Genomic DNA, 17,358 nt, shown 5'->3' on the forward strand with positions numbered 1-17,358 from the left:
TCCCCCATTTCTTTCTAAAAATCTATCTAAAGAGCATTGAAAAAGCATAGTATTTTGTGTAAAAAATGATTGCTATTTAAAGTAGATTATCACTATAACAAACGTGAATTGAATAAGTAATTCTCCATTTTATTTTTCCTATTTGCATGCATTTCTTAATTTTTTTAAAGCAGCTTGATGGTTATATGAGATAGTTTGTTCTGATTCGTTTAATATTTTTGCTATTTGTTTATTGTTAAAATTGTGAATGTAGATTAATTCCAAAATACGTAATTGCTTGTTTGACAGCAACTTCATCTTTGAATTTAGATGAGCATTAGCAATATAGTCACTAATATTTTTTTGTTTTTGTTGAAAATTAATAAAAGTTGTATCCTCATCAGTAGACATTAGAAGATCCATTAATAGGTGTTTTTCCTGGGCGATGGATTCTTCAGTTACGCCGGGAATAGGAAGGTTTTTTTTATAATAGTTACGTAATTTTTTATCAAATTCAATTGCAGAAAAGTGGATAGTTTTTGAGATATAAGAAATTAGAATAATGTTTTTATAATATCTGCGAAAGGATGCATTTAGTTGTTCGATACTATCTTTATCCATGTCATTGATTGCCTTATTAAAAATACGTTGGTTATCACCACTTTTTAAGAATTCTTTCATAATAGGTTGTTTCATCATAGCATCATATTTCTTGAAAAATTCTTCTTCTCTAACTGTCATCATCTACACTCCTCCTTTCATGCGAAAGAGAAATATAAAGCAAATTGATCGAGAAATAGTATTATGAATTTTAGAATTTTTAGGGAGCAAAAGTGGTGTTTGAATTATTATTTACACTACTAGTTTATGGGTTAATTTAGTAATTATGTTAATTTTAACGATATCACATAAGTTTGAAATGAAAATGTATCTTTTTTATCATTTTTAGCGAAAAACGCATATCATTATTAAAAATGAATAACGATTTTTAGTAATGGGACTTCCCGCTTTTTATAAAAAAATTACTAGATAGTATATTTCTACTACTAAATTACATTGAAAGGGTCATAATTTTTCTGTTTTGCCCTTTTACATCATGAATTGTCTAGTAATCGTCGATGTTGTTTTCATATATTATGACCCTTTCCATAATCATGGCCTGATTAGTTAAGACAAGAGATTCTATTGTTTAATTCACCCTTTTTTTTTCTGAACAATTACTTCACGGAGATAGTCTAATCCAACTGTTAATCGCTCTAGTTTTTTTTCAAAACGTATTAAAAGATATATTGTCATTACAATTGGAAATCCAAAATTTGAGATTAAATAAACCCAATCTGCATCGGTTCCCATATTAACCCCTCCTAGTTTAATTGGATAAAGCCATTACCCACTTGACTGATAGGAAAATCCATTTTTCTTGAATGACTACTAAAATATCTTTCTATTTGTGATGGGAGTAGCATTTGATCATATTTTTGTATGAGATTTAAAACTAGTGCAACTGCTCCAGAAGCGTGTGGAGCTGCCATTGAAGTACCGGTTAATTTCACGTATTGCCCATTTAAATGAGTAGATAAAATTTCTTCACCGGGTGCCATGAATTTTAGGTTTAGATTAGTATGAGAAAAGACAGAAGGAACTAAATCATTATTTACAGATCCTATCGAAAGTGTTTCTTCATAAAAAGCCGGATATGAAATTTCGTATGTTTCAGAATCACCATCACCGCCATTCCCAGCTGCAGCAACAATAATAATACCTGCGTCATATACATTTTTAATCGCTTTATATAATTCGTTTGTATGTGTAGGACCGCCTAATGACATATTAATCACACTTACTTTCTCACCATTAGGACCTGTCCACTTCATTGCATAATCCAAAGCTTCAATTAATTGGTCATAAGAACCAGCCCCTCTTTTATCTAATACCTTTAGGATGAGTAAGTTACATTTAGGTGCTACACCTATAACACCCACGCCATTATTTCTAGCTCCTATAATCCCAGCAACATGTGTACCGTGGCCATTATGATCTTCAAAAATGCTTGGCTCACCATTATCATCATCTGTAAAATTATATCCGCCGATAATGGAGTCTGTTAAATCAGGGTGATGTGTGGCAATACCCGTATCTAGAATGGCCACAACGACTCCACTACCTTCGGAAGCCTCTGACCAAACTTCTCTTGCTTTGATGAGATCTACTCCAGGAGGAACAATTTCTGAATCATTATAAAATGATAAAATTTTGTATTTTCCTAATTCAATTTTCGGCATATTACCCATCCTTTTCATATTAGTTTTTTGTACAAAAGAAATTCCCTCGACGCTTGGCAAATCATAATGAATACAGCAATGTCTCGACCAATATTTCCTAGGCAATGTTTAATTTGTTTCTTTGAATTCCTCCTTTATTATCCGTTATATTCTATAAAGAGGTATTTAGAATAAATTATCAAAATAGTTAATCAATTTAGTTCTAATATCACTATAGCAAAAGTAAAATTGGATGCTTACATAGAATGTCCAGGAAATTTAGGGGGGATAGGAGAAAATAAAGTGCGCGATCTTCGTTTTACTTGGGATAAATGTAGAGATTCTATTTTGATAAATTAATTTCCAAGTAGATTCTTTTCTTGAATAATATACAAGTTGTCAGGTGTTTTATATAATTGAATGTAATTATATGTAATTAGTTAGGATGGTGAGGATCAATGGAACCTAAATGGCTTCAATGGGCGAAACAGCTTCAATCTATCGCACAGGCGGGGTTAACTTATTCAAAGGATGTCTACGATTTGGAAAGGTTTGAGCTAATAAGGGAAATTAGCGTAGAAATGCTGTCGTATCAAACAGGAATTGATAAGACGAGAATAAAGGATTCATTTGCAAATGAAACTGGTTATGCCACTCCGAAGGTAGATATAAGGGCAGTCATTTTTCAAGATAATAAATTATTAATGGTTAAAGAAAATGCTGATGGTGATTGGGCACTACCAGGGGGATGGGCTGACATTGGACTGACGCCAAGTGAAGTTGCAGTAAAAGAAGTAAAAGAAGAATCAGGGTTTGATGTAAAGGCAGTTAAATTATTAGGCGTACTAGATAAGAAATGTCATCCACATCCGCCGTCTCTTTATCATGTTTATAAAATGTTTATTCAATGTGAAATAATTGGAGGAGAACCAATGCAGGGTATTGAAACCAATGCAGTGGCGTTTTTCTCTGAAAATGAGTTGCCATCTTTATCAAAAGCCCGGAATACACAATCTCAAATTGAATGGATATTTAAAAGTCTAAATAATCCACAAGAACCCGTTTATTTAGATTAATTTATATAATAGTAATTTAATAATTAATCAAGTGGATTAAAAATAACTAGTAAATAAAATTGTTTTATAGCAAATGGATGAGGTGATTCGATGCAGCAATTATTTGTTGGTAAAATGAATATCGATTTTGCAAGGGAAATTTTAAGTTGGAGATATGAAGCACCATATGATTTTTACAACAATGATTTAGATACAGATTCATTAAATGAGATGCTAGAAAATCCATATTATTCAATAGCAGATGCTAATGGACAATTGGTTGGTTTTTATTGTATTGGACATTCAGCGCAAGTACCAATTGGTTCTCTATTTGGTGCCTATGAAGAGGAAAGAGTTGATATTGGTATAGGAATGAAGCCTGGATTAACAGGTAAAGGGAATGGTTATTCCTTCTTTGCATTCATACTTAACCATATTCAAAATACAAATTTTTTACCATTACGTTTAACTGTTGCTAAATTTAATCATAGGGCTATTCATTTGTATGAAAAACTTGGCTTTACTAAGTTGATGGAATTTAGTAACGACTCAACAGATTTTATCGTAATGAATAAGCAGGGGAATCTATAATGGTTAAGGAAATGGAAAATAGTCAAAAATTATCTCGGTTCTTTAAAGAAATGACTATATTATAAAAGGAGTAATTTCAATGGATAAGGAAAAATTACAAGAAATTTGTGAACGATTACCAGGTGTAACGCATGATTATCAATTGGATTGGCTAGCGGATCGTTATCATGTAGGTGGTAAGATGTTTGCAATGTTAGGTGGAGATGCTGAAAGAAAGCCCATCATAACTTTAAAATGTGAGCCTAATCGGGCTGTAGAGTTACGAGAGACTTACAAGAGCATTGTTCCAGGGTATTATATGAATAAAACGCACTGGAATTCATTATACTTGGAATCAGATTTAACTATTGATATATTCGAAAATTTAATTGTACATTCGTATAATTTAGTTTTTGAGAAATTAACTAAAAAAGCACAAAAAGAAATTGTTGCAGAATAACATATAAAGCACTTTAATAATAAATCTAATTGGTACTTTGACTTCCATACATTCAAACCGTAAAATAAATTATTACGGGAACCGAAAAATATTGGATGTTAGAGGGTAGAGTAATTTGAAAGAGGGCCAGTCGAGAAAGGCACAGCGCAATTTGTACACCTTTCTAGTGAGTAAGATGTTGACGTCACTTGGTTTTGGCGTATTTAATTTTGGAATGAGTTTATACATATTATCAGTTACGGGTTCAGCACTTAGCTTTGCAACGAATATTCTATTTAATGTACTCCCGCGTGCTTTAGCAGCACCAGTTGCGGGGTATGTGGCGGATCGTTTCCCAAAGAAGCGTGTTGTTATAACGAGTATGGTTGGTATTAGTTTGTCAGTGGGTATTTTGATTGTTTATACGTTGATGTACGGAATATCAGTACCTGCCATATATACAATTACGGCGATATTTTCTACATTCGGAGCGTTTAATGGGATTGCTTTTTCAAGCTCTATACCGAATTTAGTCGGTAAGGAACGTTTACAGAAGGCGGTTTCTTTTAATCAGGTGTCGCATTCTATCGGAGCAATTGGTGGGCCATCTATTGGAGGCATGTTATTTGGATTTGTCTCAATGGAAGTGTTCCTGATGACGATGTTTATAGCCTATGTCATCGCGTTATGTTTAGAAGCTACAATGGACTTTACATTGTTTGAAGTACCTGTGAAGAAGAGAAAAGAATCGATGGTAGCGAGTATGAAGGAAGGATTCCAGTATTTACGTACAAAGCCACTTGTGCAAACGTTATTGATGACCACACTATGGATGAATTTTTTCTTTTCTGCCGTTAGTGTGGGGCTCGTATTTATCTTAGTTGAAAAGTTAAGTATACCATCAACTCAAGTAGGTATTATTCAAGGGGCTGGAGCGATTGGTATGCTTGTCGTTTCTATTTATTTATCTACTCGCAGCGATTTGAAATCACCTTTGCATTTTGTAAAGCGTGCTGCATTTATGATGTGTGCAGTTGTTGCTAGTATTACAATTCCTTTATTTATGAATTTTAATGGTATTAGCACTTTCATTTTTTATATGGTGTTAATGATTTTGTTTTCAGCAATGGGTGTTTGTGCGAATACGCCGATTGGTATAGTGCTTCAAAGATCGATCGATGATGAATACCGTGGCCGAGTATTTGGTATTATCGAAACGTTATCGGTTGGTACAGGTCCTATTGGTGCATTAATTTTTGGTGCGTTATTTGATTATGTCGATGCTAAAGTAATTTTACTTTGTGTGAGTATTGCATTGACGCTATGTATTACATATCTCATGAGAAAATCTAATATTGGTGTTCCTGGGAATGAGCTTGTTTAGTATTGATTAATTGAAAAGTTAGAGGTTATTTAATAAACGTACCAAAATAGGCGAGTAAACTAGAATAGTTTGTTTTCAGTTTGAAGTGGCTTCTCATTGAGAAAAGTCACTTTTTATTTGTGAAAAAATATTTATTTACTTTTCTAAAACTTGGGAGTAATATTACATCAGTTTCAAATTTCTAAATCGCTGAAGTGAAACACGGGGGACCCATTTTCGTGGATTGCAATGTAATCCTAGGGGTGAATCCTTTAAAGAAGGTAGGGCTACTCAAGGCCCGAATCCGACAGCTAACCTCGTAAGCGTTATATGAGAAGGAAGGTGGAGCTTGTTAGACAGAAATCCTAATGTCTACAGGTCTATTTGTTGATGACCTGTAGGCTTTTTTTATTCTCTAAAAGTAAAAAATCCTCTAGATTGGGTGAGAAAAATGAAAGCCTCATTGAAAAGAATGTTGATTGGTAGACCTTTGAAATCGACTGAATTGGGTGAACAAAGGTTAAATAAAACGAAAGCGTTGGCGATCCTTTCTTCAGATGCTTTATCTTCTGTAGCGTATGGTCCTGAGCAAATATTGATCGTTTTAGTGACAGTGGGAGCAGCTGCGCTATGGTATTCGATACCCATTGCGTTTGGCGTCATCATTCTTTTAACAGCACTTATACTGTCATATCGCCAAATTATTTATGCCTATCCTCATGGGGGAGGGGCTTATGTTGTATCGAGGGAAAATCTCGGGGTTAATCCAGGTCTTGTTGCTGGTGGTTCATTATTAGTCGATTATATATTGACGGTGGCTGTTAGTGTATCTGCTGGAACAGATGCTATAACATCAGCACTACCAGGCCTCCATGATTATAATGTAGAGATCGCAATTGTATTCGTTATCTTACTAACGATTTTGAATTTAAGAGGCGTGACGGAATCAGCTTCTGTTTTAGCATATCCAGTGTACTTATTTGTGTTAGCGTTATTTATCTTGATTGGCGTAGGAATCTATAATGTTGTGACAGGTAATGTTCCATCGAATTTGCATACATCAATTGGTACCCCTGTCGCAGGGCTGAGCTTGTTTATTTTATTGAAAGCTTTTGCTTCAGGTAGTTCTGCTTTAACTGGTGTCGAGGCCATTTCGAATGCCATTCCAAATTTTAAAGAACCTGCACCTGTAAATGCTGCAAAAACTTTAATGGCAATGGGTGGTTTACTAGCGATTTTATTTTCGGGTATTGTTTTCCTAGCTTTTTATTACGGTATCACACCGAGCGCGACATCAACTGTTGTATCCCAAATCGCTGAAGTAAGCTTTGGGCGTAATCTGGTCTATTACTTCATTCAAGGAACAACAGCGTTAATATTAGTTCTTGCTGCAAATACAGGGTATTCTGCGTTTCCTCTACTAGCTGTAAATCTATCAAAAGATAAATTTATTCCTAGAATGTTTCAAATAAGAGGAGATCGTTTAGGATATTCTAATGGAATTATTTTATTGAGTTTGGCAGCAATTCTATTAATCATCGTATTTAATGGTACTACTGAGAATTTAATTCCTTTATATGCTGTTGGGGTTTTTATACCTTTCACATTGTCTCAAACGGGAATGATTGTGAAATGGATAAGAGAAAAACCTCAAGGCTGGGTAACAAAACTAATCATCAACTCGGTTGGAGCGGTGATATCATTTGTTGTAACAATTGTATTTTTCGTGACAAAGTTACCTGCTGTATGGCCAGTGTTTATTTTCTTACCAATCATTATCTTTGCTTTCCACCGTATAAAAAAACATTACGATTCGGTGGGACCGCAGCTTAGATTAATAGCTGATGAAGAAATTCCACCAATCGAAGGTAATGTTATTATTGTTCCTGTCGCAGGTATTACGAAGGTTGTAAGAAATTCATTAAATTATGCCAAATCGTTGTCTGCTGATCAAATTATTGCAGTATATATTGCATTTGAAAGAGAGGATACGAGAAAGTTTGAGGAACAGTGGAAGAAGTGGCAACCCGATGTGAAGTTGGTGACATTGTACTCTCCTTATCGCAGTATTGTGCAACCATTAACGAAATTCATAGACAAAGCTGAAAGACTTGCGAGCAAGTCGAACTATCAAGTCTCTGTCATTATTCCACAATTTTTACCTAAGAAAGGTTGGCAAAATATTCTCCACAATCAGTCGAGTCTGTTAATACACACCTCTTTACTGTATCGGAGAAATGTAGTTCTCATCACAGTTCCATATCATTTGCAAAAATAAAAGAGGGTTTTATAAAGTTTTACTGAATATATAATACAAAGAAAATCCTTATCCTTATAGCTTAAATGAATTAAAGTCCTGTATTTAATTACAGGGCTTTAATTTTATTTGTAAAAAAAAAGTCTAAAGATAAAAAAGGAGAAATTATGATTATTTTAATTAATGGCGCCTTTGGTGTTGGGAAAACAAGTGTTGCTGAACAATTGCATGAGAATTTAGAAGAGAGTATTATTTTTGATCCAGAAGTAGTGGGATTTATGCTCAGACATATGTTACCAAATGATATAAAAGAAAAAGAGGCTCCTAGTGGAGATTTTCAGGATTTTATTTTATGGAGAAAATTATTTGTCGAAACAGCCAGATGTCTTCATGAGCAGTATGGGAAGGCGTTGATTATTCCAATGACTATTAGGAATTTTGAATACTTCACTGAAATCATGAATGGCTTATATAAAGTAGATAAAGAAGTGTATCATTTCTGCTTAACAGCTACTAAAGAGACAATTCATAAACGTTTGTTAGAACGAGGAGAAGTTATAGGAGATTGGTGTTTTCGGCAGACAGATAAATGTTTAGCAGCATACGAAAACAATGACTTTTCGCATTATATTAATACGGAGAACAAAGGTTTAACTGAAATAATCAAGGACCTTGTTGAGAATTTAAATTAATGTTTATATATGAAAATGAATTGGCAAAGGGCGGTTTCCATGAATATTCAAGGTATAAATCACCTCTTATTTTCGGTTTCAAATTTAGAAAAATCCATTGAATTTTATCAAAATGTATTTGATGCAAAGTTATTAGTAAAAGGGCGCTCTACAGCATATTTTGATGTTGGTGGTATGTGGGTAGCATTAAATGTAGAAGAAGATATATCCCGCAATGAAATACACCAGTCCTATACTCACATAGCATTCACAATAAAAGATTCGGATTTCGATGAAATGTATGAAAGCTTAGCAATTTAAATGTAAATATACTATCTGGTAGACTAAGAGATCAACGAGATAAGAAATCTATCTATTTTACAGATTTAGATGGTCACAAGTTCGAATTTCATACAGGTACATTACAAGACAGAATGGATTATTACATACAGGATAAAAAGCATATGGAATTTTTTAATGACAGTAAACCAGAATAGGGAGGGGAGATGCTGAGATGACAACAGATGTTTACTTTGTAAGGCATGCGCATTCAGTGTATACACCGGATGAATTAACACGACCTTTATCAGAAAAAGGGCTAAGAGATGCCAAACACATTTTAGAAAAGCTTAAATTGAAGAAAATTGATACATTCATATCTAGCCCATATAGAAGAGCCATTCAAACAATTGAACCTCTAGCAAGATACAATAAAGCTGAAATTAAACTAAATGAGACTTTTCAAGAGCGTAAGCTAGCTCAAGGAGAAGTAAAGGATTTTACTGCAGCAATAACAAAAGTTTGGCAAGAACCAGATTTCACATTTGATGGTGGAGAATCCAATCTTAAAGCTCAAGCCAGAGGTATAGAAGGTTTAATGGATGTTTTACATACCTATCAAAATCGTAATATTGTGATTGGAACACATGGGAATTTGATGGTGTTAATCATGAATTACTTTGATGGAAAATATGATTTTACATTTTGGAAAGAGCTACAAATGCCAGATATTTATAAGTTGTCATTTGATGGTGTGAATTTAATGAAGATAGAACATATTTATTAGAGGGAGATTAGTAGATGAAAATAATCGATACGACTGAATATTTTTTAGAAAATTACAATCCAACGATTAGCTTTTTAAAAGGATACTACGAAAAGTTTCCTAAAGTATTTCAAGAGTATTTTTTGTATCACTGCAAAGATACAGAAGTACGTCATTTACAATCGATTAGTAAATATGAAAATGATTTCAAACGTATTAGATTAGTTAGAGAAACAATCGTTCCAATTATTGAAAGAGTAGAATTAAGCTATAAAGAAAAATATGACGTGGAGTATCCATTGGATGTAAAATTATTGATTGGTGGATATGGTTCTAATGCTTATACATATAGAGAAATTATTCCTGATATTAGTTTTGCGCTTGAGAAATTATCTCCAGAAATTAATCATTTAGAATATATTGTGGCACACGAGTTTGGCCATGCTACACACAATATTATTTCAGATAAGAACAAAATCGATTGGACAATTATCGATTGGGGTAGCCCCCTCACTTGGTTAAACCAAGAAGGCGCCGCTACGCATTTGTCTCGCCAGGCTGTACCAAATCTATTGCCACACCAGTATTTTTCTTATGATGAGGATGGGTTAGAATGGTTATTGTTTGCTCAGTTAAATTTTGATGACATAAAAAAGGCTTTTCGTGAAGATTATCAAAAATTAAACTCCAAGGAATTGTTTCGCGAGTGGTTTTCTATTAACGGTGGGAAGAGATTCGAACACACGCGCCTTGCGTACTTTTTAGCTGATAATTTCTTTCAAAAGCAAGTAGTTAATTTAGGAGAAATTGGAGCAATTACTGCGTGGGGAAGAGATAATTTTAAACAAATGGTTGAGCAATGGTTAAATGAATTATAATGAAGTAATCGCAGGAATATCATGTAATCCGACATCTAAGTCACCTACCAATGTTCGAATGGTAGGTGGCTTTTTAATTTCTGCTGCAGGTGTTTCAGTGTTCATGGCATAATGTACACAGTGACAAATGAGGGGAATTAATGGAGGATGTTATGGATTTAAAGCAAATTTTAATTGATTGGGTATCGATGCCTATAATAGAACGTAAAACTCTAATTGCTGAGCAGGGCGACGAGTTGTTATCCAATATGTTACAGGAAATAGGTTCTGTCGATGCAGAATTACGTGATCAACTGATTTATAGAACTTTTATGGAGATGCTTGGGGAGCATTTACTCTCACACGAGCAAATGCAATATTTGTATAAAGAGATTGTATCGGAACAATATTTGTTTTTCCAAATTGGTGACGAACAGACTGATACAGTATTAACCCGTTCTTTTTCGGCGTTGTTGTTGACAGGTATTTTAACAACAGATGCAGAATTAAAATTCTTACCTAATGAAGCATTGTCTACATATCTAGAAAAAAGCGGTCATTATTTACAAAAGGAACGTGATGTTCGAGGGTTTTTAGATGGTAAGGGATGGGCACACAGTATTGCTCATGGAGCTGATTTAGCTGCCGCAACGGTTCGTCATCCTGCCTTTGAATTGCGTATGGCACCACCGATACTGCAAGCAATTAAAGCATGCCTATGGAAAAATGCCGTCTATATAGATGATGAAGAAGAGCGTTTAATCATTGTGATAGAAGAAATGGTGAGAAAAGGTGTTTCAGAAGAAGTACTCATTGAATGGGCTGAGCAAGTTTTTGATAAGCTAGATCATCATCTATATAGCATAGGGTATGATCCATCGTATTTTAAAGCAAGAACTTGTACACTTCATTTTATGAAAACATTATATTTTGCATTGAAAATTAATAAGAGTATGCCTAAATTAGAAGGTGTTGTATATATGCAAATCGCTAAACATTTTAAATTAGGTTAATTAGGAAGGATTATTTAACTATTTTATAAATTGTGTAAGAAAGTTTGAATTTTGCTATATAGGGAACGGTACATACTAGTTGGGGAAAATATTCAAAACGTATTTTCAACTAGGAGGGTGCAGAGTAATAATGAATAGTAAAAAAAGTTTAATAGGAATACTATTACTAGTTTTTGCATTAACATTAGCTGCGTGTACTGGTAATAATGAAAAAACAGATAAGAAGATAAATGATAAAGAAATGAATATGGACCATTCTGTATCAGCGGAAATACCAGCTGATTTAAAAGAAGAGGAAAATCCAAAATATAAAGTTGGAAGTAAAGTGATTATCGAAACAAGTCATATGGATGGGATGAAGGGTGCAGAAGCCATAATAGTAGGAGCTTTTAATACAAATGTCTATGCTATTTCATATACGCCTACAAATGGTGAGGAAAAAGTGAAGAATCATAAGTGGCTTATTCAACAAGAAATTGTTGATTCGGGTGATAAATTACTAAAACCTGGTACAGAAGTTAAGATAATGGCTTCACATATGGAAGGCATGTATGGTGCTGCTGCCAAAATCGACTCTGCAGAACCAACAACTGTATATATGGTTAATTACAAACCTACTACGGGTGGTAAAGCAGTGGAAAATCATAAGTGGTTAACAGAGAATGAAATAAAAGCTAAATAATATTTGCCCTTTAGATTGCTAAATCTGAAGGGTATTTTTTATTTAGGTAGAATAATAATTCTAAGACTTACAAAGTAGAGGAAGTGAAAATTATAATATGTATTTACTACTTTCGATTTTTTACACCTCTATAGATTGTTAAAGTTAAACTCAAAAAAGGGGAAGTTTATATAGAGTATTAGAATCTAAATGATTCTGCAGAAATTATTAAAGAAGTTAAGACTTTCTATAAAATTCGAATCGCTATTTGAGTGTTGAGATGCAAGTCATGCATCTTATAGCTTATAGAAGGACGGGGGATGAATGAGCGCATTAAAAAGAGGAGCAGCATTAATAGGGTGTATATGGTTACTTGGTGCTTGTAGTATTGCAGAAAAAGCTATTGATAAACCGATTGAACAGCAAGTTACGTTTACAGGAAAAAATATGATGAAATACCCTAAGTTAACCGCAAGGGAAGAAACTATATTAGATAGAACTACGGAACAATATCTTATTTATGAATACCAAATAGATAAATCTTACAATCACTTAAGATTATGGGTAGAGGCATATGAAAAGGGGAAGTTAGCCGATTCAGAAGTGTTACTCCTTAACTCTGAAGTAAAAGGTAGTGGTACCATCATTATGAATACAATTAAAAAAACTGAATCCAATGCAGAAAATATATTAAGTTTGAGTGTAACCTCTGGTAATGGAAGTAACTCAAGTAGTATAAGAACTCAGCTTCCAAAAATGCCATCCGAACCGACTTTTACGGTATGGAAAAGTACAATTGCAGCTGAGAAAAATATTGAGTCTGAAATGATTTTAGGTTATATGATTCATGGATATTCTAATGAAACAGAACCTCACAATTATGAGGAAATTAGCGAGAATCCCCAAAAATTGATTAAAGAGCTATCGGCTAATAAAGAAGTTTATATATTAAAAAGTAAATTTATAAAAAAGTAAAATGACAGTGAAAAGGAGACACGGTAATGAACCGTGTCTCCTTATTTAAGTTGTTCTTAATGTTGTGTTTAATGTTGTTCTTAATGTTAACTGGCCATTTTTCATTTCATAAATTTTATCGCAATAAGATAAGATACTTTCATCGTGTGTTACCATCACAGCTGCTTTATTTTTTTCCTTTACCTCTTTTGCAATGAGTGCAACGATTTCGCTACTACGCTCAGAATCAAGGCTAGCAGTTGGCTCATCAGCAAGAATAATATCAGGATTGTTCATTAATGAACGTGCAATCGCGACACGTTGTTTTTCACCACCAGATAGATGCTGTACATATTGATTTGCGCGATGATCAAGACCAACTGACTTTAACAGTTCATCTGCTCTCTGTTGTGTTTCTTTATTCCAAGAGCCTGCAAGATCAGCTACTAATTTAAGCTGATCTTTTACTTTTAAATAAGGAACTAGATTAGAAGCTTGGAATATATAGCCGATTGAACGTAAGCGTACTTCTGCTTTTTGTTTGTCATTATAGTTTGCTATATTCTCACCGTTAACGATCAATTCACCGCCATCTGGGCTCAGAAGTGCGCCTGCAATAGATAGTACTGTACTTTTACCTGAACCTGATGGACCGAGTATAGCAATAAGCTCACCTTTAATTGCTTGGAAATTGAGGTCGTGTAAAATCTCAACTTCCTGTTCACCGTCTTGAAATACTTTACGAATATTTTTTAATTCTAATGGAATTTTAGTCATTATTCTGCCCTCCCCATAGCTTGTAAAGGATCCGCTTTTACAATGCTAGCACTTGAAAGTAACGCACCGAAAATCGACACGATAAATAAAACACCAGAGTATATAAGGATTAGACCAAAGTCAAAGACGAATGGAATACCCTTTGGCATAATAGCTTGCAAGATTGCTGCAAAACCGATTGCTGCACCAATACTTACAATGGATAGGATAATTACTTGGATAATTGTAGAACCAATGAGGAAATTATTTTTTGCCCCAATTGCTTTTAAGACACCAAATTGGTTAACTTTTTGAATCGTCATAATATAGAAGAAGGCTGTTAAAACGAATACTGCTATTACGATTAGAAATGCCAACATCATGAATAATGATTTTTGTTCAGCATCGTAACCAGGTATTCCTTTAATAACATCGCCTTTTTCTGCCCAAACCCCATCTTTTATAGTAGATGAAACTTCTTCTTGTAAATCTTTATTAGCATCCTTTATAACAATCGTGTTATAAGATACTTTTTGTTTTGATGGAAAAAGGTTTTCCCAGTTTTCTTTGTTTACAAAAGCTACTGGAGTATGACTGAACGTTTGCTTCTCGGTAAAACCAACTACTGTATAAGTAATATCTGAGTTTTCTTCGTATAATTTATCGCCGATTTCAATTCCTTGTTTTTTTAACGAGTCATCGGCAACAATTGTTGGCCCTTTAGATGATTTAATAGTTGAGCCTTCAGTCACTTTAGGCATTAGGAAGCTATTTGGGTCAATTCCCATCATGCTTACATCGACTTTTTTATCTGAGTTTACTTCCTTTAAAGAAAGCATTTGTAGACCGACTGTTTGTAAGTTTTTATTGTCTTTTATATCCGATAATACTTTTTCATCAAAGCGAGAGCGATCGAGGCGATTGTCTGCATCTTTGTCTAAGTAAAATGCATGTGCATTCATGTTCTGAATAGAAGATGCGTTATCTGATGACAAACCGTTAGCCAATCCGCTAATGATAAACACCAACGCCGCAACGAAAAACATGATAAAACCGATCAATGAATATCTAAGCTTGAAAAACCGAATTTCTTTTAATGAAAGAGAAAACATATCTACTTCATCCTCCTGTTCTTGGTTACATTCATAATGTACATCTTGAATATGAACGGAAGATGAATAAGAAATTACAAAAAAAGTCAGTTATTATTTATGGAGAAGTCCACAAGATAATAACTGACAATATTATTGAATGGGTAATGTCACAGAAAAGATCGTACCTTTATTTTCTTCACTTATAACATTTATTTTCCCATTATGCAATTTGATGATGGATGAAACGATGGATAAACCAAGTCCAGAGCCTTCAACAGAATGGGTTCTTGAAGTATCTACGCGGTAGAACCGATCGAATATCCTATCAATTTCATTCTCTGATAAACCTATCCCTTTATCCTGGAAAGTGACGATAATGGATGAATCTTTTTTTGCTATTGCTATATCAATGCTACCATTTTCTTTATTGTACTTTATCGCATTCGTTAAGAGGTTGTCCCATACGGTGTTGAGTAGTAAAGGGTCGCCTACTATTTCGAAATCTGGTAGAGAATAACTAAGCATAATTCCTTTTTCTCCAACAGCCCATTGATACTGGCGGACAAGTTCTTTAAGTTGCTCTGCTATATTGAATGATTTTTTCTTCATAATATCCTCATTCTGATCTAAAGATGAGAGGAGTAGTAGTTGCTTAGTTAGAGTAGAGAGTCTTTCAATTTCCCCATTTATAACTGTAATATACTTTTCTTTATCTTCTGATGGCAGTTCATCTTTTCCCAATAAGTTTGTATATCCTTTGATATTCGAAAGTGGAGACTGGATATCATGGGAAATATTTGAGATGAATTCTTTTCGAATATCATCAAATTGTTCTAATTGGTTTGCCATATGAGAGAAGCTATTCGCTAGCTTTCCTAATTCATCACTGCGATTTATATCGAGTTCTACATTAAATTTCCCTTCGGCTAACGAGTTCGTCGCTTTTGTTAATTTAGTAATAGGATTTACTAAATATTTTGTACTGATGATTACCATTAAAATACTTAGTATTATTGTTGATGCAAATAGCCAACCAAATAAAATATGCATCTCATTGAAAAGGAGTTTTATGTCTGGTCTAAGGAAGAGTGCATATTGTTTGTTATCATGTGTTAATGGTACTCCAATCGTATTTCTCAATTCATTTGCAAAAAAACCAGTGACAAATGTTTCTTGTGGGAAATGAAGAAGTCCGTGATAAACCTCATTATTTAATACTTGATCAATTGTAGAATTTGGCAATTCCTTCACGCGAAAATCTGCACCAAAATAAGTACCTTTTCGAGATGTATCAACCAAGTATAGTTGATAACCGATGAATGACAGATTTTCGAGATAGTCCTTCAAGTCAGTGGTCGGATGTTTTTCGGCAAATTCAGCAATATCTAAAGCAATTTGTGTATTCTTTGCATCGTTAAATGGTTTTAGCTTTTGTTGATAATAAGTGTTGGATATAAAGAATGATAGCATGCCACTTAGGAGCATAATGCCAATCGTCAACATAATGAATTTAAAGTAGAGGGATCTCATATACTTTTGTCCTCCAATAAGTAACCGATCCCGCGTACAGTCTTAATATGAATGGTATCTGTTAGATCTGAAAATCGCTCACGTAGCCGTTTAATATGAACATCGACCGTACGATCATCACCTGCAAAGTCTAATCCCCAAACTTGTTCAATTAAATGCTCCCTAGAAAATACTTGTTTAGGATGAGACATTAAAAAATACATCAATTCAAATTCTTTCAATGGTAAAAATATTGTGCGATTACCAATTTGCACTTCATAATTTGATTTATTTATTGAGATGTCACCTAGACGAACAACAGAATTCTCGACTTGTTTATCGTAACGGCGTAATAATGCCTTAATACGAAATAATAATTCTTGTGGTTCAAATGGCTTTACAAGATAATCATCTGTACCGGAGTCATAGCCTTTTTCCTTATCGGTAATTTGGTTTTTAGCAGTTAGTAAGATAACAGGAATGTCATACTGCTGGCGTATTTCTTTTGTTAAAGAATAGCCATCCATATAGGGCATCATTACATCGATAATTGCTAAATCACAGAGTATTCCTTTAAGAATGCGCAATGCTTCCACACCATCACTTGCTTTATATACATGGTATCCAGCATCTTGTAAATGCACCTCTACCAAATTTAGAATATTAACATCATCATCCACAATTAAAATGCTGGTCATTTATTTAGCCCCTCCAATTAATAACGGTACCTTTGTCTAATAATCATATATTACTTTAGTAAATAATTGAAATCACAAGATGAGGTCATCAATTTTTGTTGACATGAAACCAAATGGTTGTATATAATTTCGATACGAAACCAAATGGTTATATATTTATGATAGGAAAAGGAGAA

18 protein-coding genes, 1 pseudogene and 1 riboswitch are annotated in these 17,358 nt (G+C 33.9%); of the genes and pseudogenes, 12 read left to right on the forward strand and 7 right to left on the reverse strand.

Going from position 1 to position 17,358, the window contains the following annotated elements; genetic code table 11:
* Nucleotides 1–138: 138 nt before the first annotated feature.
* From MHH85_RS20960 to MHH85_RS20970, 3 genes are all read right to left on the reverse strand, one after another.
* On the reverse strand, nt 139–723 hold the full coding sequence (locus tag MHH85_RS20960; protein ID WP_193737789.1) for a sigma factor-like helix-turn-helix DNA-binding protein: 585 nt from the start codon (nt 721–723) through the stop codon (nt 139–141).
* Nucleotides 724–1,173: 450 nt separating this feature from the next.
* Nucleotides 1,174–1,332: a YvrJ family protein gene (locus MHH85_RS20965; RefSeq protein WP_038186458.1), complete on the reverse strand. Its 159-nt coding sequence runs from the start codon at nt 1,330–1,332 to the stop codon at nt 1,174–1,176.
* A gap of 11 nt (nt 1,333–1,343) precedes the next feature.
* Entirely contained in the window at nt 1,344–2,261 is a 918-nt protein-coding gene (locus MHH85_RS20970) for a S8 family peptidase (protein WP_340708384.1), read from the reverse strand.
* Between the two features lie 437 nt (nt 2,262–2,698).
* Between MHH85_RS20970 and MHH85_RS20975 the strand changes: the two genes are divergently transcribed.
* The 12 genes and pseudogenes from MHH85_RS20975 (at nt 2,699) to MHH85_RS21030 (ending at nt 13,146) form a co-directional block, all read left to right on the forward strand.
* A complete protein-coding gene (locus MHH85_RS20975; RefSeq protein ID WP_340708385.1) occupies nt 2,699–3,316 on the forward strand; it encodes an NUDIX hydrolase in 618 nt (205 codons plus the stop codon).
* A gap of 90 nt (nt 3,317–3,406) precedes the next feature.
* Nucleotides 3,407–3,886, forward strand: coding sequence for a GNAT family N-acetyltransferase (locus MHH85_RS20980; protein ID WP_340708386.1), 480 nt, complete (start codon nt 3,407–3,409; stop codon nt 3,884–3,886).
* Between the two features lie 79 nt (nt 3,887–3,965).
* Complete coding sequence (locus tag MHH85_RS20985; RefSeq protein ID WP_340708387.1) at nt 3,966–4,325, forward strand: MmcQ/YjbR family DNA-binding protein; 360 nt, start codon at nt 3,966–3,968, stop codon at nt 4,323–4,325.
* A 115-nt stretch (nt 4,326–4,440) separates the two neighbouring features.
* Nucleotides 4,441–5,688: an MFS transporter gene (locus MHH85_RS20990; RefSeq protein WP_340708388.1), complete on the forward strand. Its 1,248-nt coding sequence runs from the start codon at nt 4,441–4,443 to the stop codon at nt 5,686–5,688.
* A gap of 177 nt (nt 5,689–5,865) precedes the next feature.
* Nucleotides 5,866–6,009, forward strand: a riboswitch (cyclic di-AMP (ydaO/yuaA leader).
* Nucleotides 6,010–6,118: 109 nt separating this feature from the next.
* Entirely contained in the window at nt 6,119–7,945 is a 1,827-nt protein-coding gene (locus tag MHH85_RS20995; RefSeq protein WP_193737784.1) for an APC family permease, read from the forward strand.
* Between the two features lie 146 nt (nt 7,946–8,091).
* On the forward strand, nt 8,092–8,616 hold the full coding sequence (locus MHH85_RS21000; protein ID WP_340708389.1) for an AAA family ATPase: 525 nt from the start codon (nt 8,092–8,094) through the stop codon (nt 8,614–8,616).
* A 39-nt stretch (nt 8,617–8,655) separates the two neighbouring features.
* Nucleotides 8,656–9,092, forward strand: a pseudogene (gene fosB, locus MHH85_RS21005) (metallothiol transferase FosB).
* Nucleotides 9,093–9,109: 17 nt separating this feature from the next.
* A complete protein-coding gene (locus MHH85_RS21010; protein WP_340708390.1) occupies nt 9,110–9,661 on the forward strand; it encodes a histidine phosphatase family protein in 552 nt (183 codons plus the stop codon).
* A gap of 14 nt (nt 9,662–9,675) precedes the next feature.
* Nucleotides 9,676–10,518 (forward strand): hypothetical protein, encoded by an 843-nt coding sequence (locus MHH85_RS21015; protein ID WP_340708391.1) that lies wholly within the window; start codon nt 9,676–9,678, stop codon nt 10,516–10,518.
* A 152-nt stretch (nt 10,519–10,670) separates the two neighbouring features.
* Nucleotides 10,671–11,510, forward strand: coding sequence for a DUF2785 domain-containing protein (locus MHH85_RS21020; protein ID WP_340708392.1), 840 nt, complete (start codon nt 10,671–10,673; stop codon nt 11,508–11,510).
* A 130-nt stretch (nt 11,511–11,640) separates the two neighbouring features.
* Nucleotides 11,641–12,192 (forward strand): YdhK family protein, encoded by a 552-nt coding sequence (locus MHH85_RS21025; protein WP_340708393.1) that lies wholly within the window; start codon nt 11,641–11,643, stop codon nt 12,190–12,192.
* Between the two features lie 303 nt (nt 12,193–12,495).
* Nucleotides 12,496–13,146 carry a hypothetical protein gene (locus MHH85_RS21030; RefSeq protein ID WP_340708394.1) on the forward strand — a complete coding sequence of 217 codons (651 nt, stop codon included), beginning with the start codon at nt 12,496–12,498 and terminating at the stop codon, nt 13,144–13,146.
* A gap of 45 nt (nt 13,147–13,191) precedes the next feature.
* Here MHH85_RS21030 and MHH85_RS21035 read toward each other — a convergent pair whose 3' ends face one another.
* From MHH85_RS21035 to MHH85_RS21050, 4 genes are all read right to left on the reverse strand, one after another.
* A complete protein-coding gene (locus tag MHH85_RS21035) occupies nt 13,192–13,893 on the reverse strand; it encodes an ABC transporter ATP-binding protein (protein ID WP_340708537.1) in 702 nt (233 codons plus the stop codon).
* Nucleotides 13,894–13,901: 8 nt separating this feature from the next.
* Complete coding sequence (locus MHH85_RS21040) at nt 13,902–14,993, reverse strand: ABC transporter permease (RefSeq protein WP_340708395.1); 1,092 nt, start codon at nt 14,991–14,993, stop codon at nt 13,902–13,904.
* A 132-nt stretch (nt 14,994–15,125) separates the two neighbouring features.
* A complete protein-coding gene (locus MHH85_RS21045) occupies nt 15,126–16,505 on the reverse strand; it encodes a HAMP domain-containing sensor histidine kinase (RefSeq protein WP_340708396.1) in 1,380 nt (459 codons plus the stop codon).
* The gene (locus tag MHH85_RS21050; protein ID WP_340708397.1) at nt 16,502–17,182 is read right to left on the reverse strand and encodes a response regulator transcription factor; all 681 of its coding nucleotides are present in this window, start codon (nt 17,180–17,182) and stop codon (nt 16,502–16,504) included. Before MHH85_RS21050 ends, MHH85_RS21045 begins: the two co-directional genes overlap by 4 nt.
* Nucleotides 17,183–17,358: the final 176 nt, after the last annotated feature.

This window comes from Viridibacillus sp. FSL E2-0187, assembly GCF_038006425.1.
GTDB classification, from domain to species: domain Bacteria; phylum Bacillota; class Bacilli; order Bacillales_A; family Planococcaceae; genus Viridibacillus; species Viridibacillus arvi.

Excerpts from the sequence above, each read along its gene's own strand:
- MHH85_RS21040 (WP_340708395.1), bottom strand. The coding sequence starts at position 14,993 with ATGTTTTCTCTTTCATTAAAAGAAATTCGGTTTTTCAAGCTTAGATAT.
- MHH85_RS20960 (WP_193737789.1), bottom strand. The coding sequence starts at position 723 with ATGATGACAGTTAGAGAAGAAGAATTTTTCAAGAAATATGATGCTATG.
- MHH85_RS21020 (WP_340708392.1), top strand. The coding sequence starts at position 10,671 with ATGGATTTAAAGCAAATTTTAATTGATTGGGTATCGATGCCTATAATA.
- MHH85_RS21010 (WP_340708390.1), top strand. The coding sequence starts at position 9,110 with ATGACAACAGATGTTTACTTTGTAAGGCATGCGCATTCAGTGTATACA.
- MHH85_RS21025 (WP_340708393.1), top strand. The coding sequence starts at position 11,641 with ATGAATAGTAAAAAAAGTTTAATAGGAATACTATTACTAGTTTTTGCA.
- MHH85_RS20975 (WP_340708385.1), top strand. The coding sequence starts at position 2,699 with ATGGAACCTAAATGGCTTCAATGGGCGAAACAGCTTCAATCTATCGCA.
- MHH85_RS21050 (WP_340708397.1), bottom strand. The coding sequence starts at position 17,182 with ATGACCAGCATTTTAATTGTGGATGATGATGTTAATATTCTAAATTTG.
- MHH85_RS21030 (WP_340708394.1), top strand. The coding sequence starts at position 12,496 with ATGAGCGCATTAAAAAGAGGAGCAGCATTAATAGGGTGTATATGGTTA.
- MHH85_RS20965 (WP_038186458.1), bottom strand. The coding sequence starts at position 1,332 with ATGGGAACCGATGCAGATTGGGTTTATTTAATCTCAAATTTTGGATTT.
- MHH85_RS21000 (WP_340708389.1), top strand. The coding sequence starts at position 8,092 with ATGATTATTTTAATTAATGGCGCCTTTGGTGTTGGGAAAACAAGTGTT.
- MHH85_RS20985 (WP_340708387.1), top strand. The coding sequence starts at position 3,966 with ATGGATAAGGAAAAATTACAAGAAATTTGTGAACGATTACCAGGTGTA.
- MHH85_RS21045 (WP_340708396.1), bottom strand. The coding sequence starts at position 16,505 with ATGAGATCCCTCTACTTTAAATTCATTATGTTGACGATTGGCATTATG.
- MHH85_RS21015 (WP_340708391.1), top strand. The coding sequence starts at position 9,676 with ATGAAAATAATCGATACGACTGAATATTTTTTAGAAAATTACAATCCA.
- MHH85_RS20995 (WP_193737784.1), top strand. The coding sequence starts at position 6,119 with ATGAAAGCCTCATTGAAAAGAATGTTGATTGGTAGACCTTTGAAATCG.
- MHH85_RS20980 (WP_340708386.1), top strand. The coding sequence starts at position 3,407 with ATGCAGCAATTATTTGTTGGTAAAATGAATATCGATTTTGCAAGGGAA.
- MHH85_RS20970 (WP_340708384.1), bottom strand. The coding sequence starts at position 2,261 with ATGCCGAAAATTGAATTAGGAAAATACAAAATTTTATCATTTTATAAT.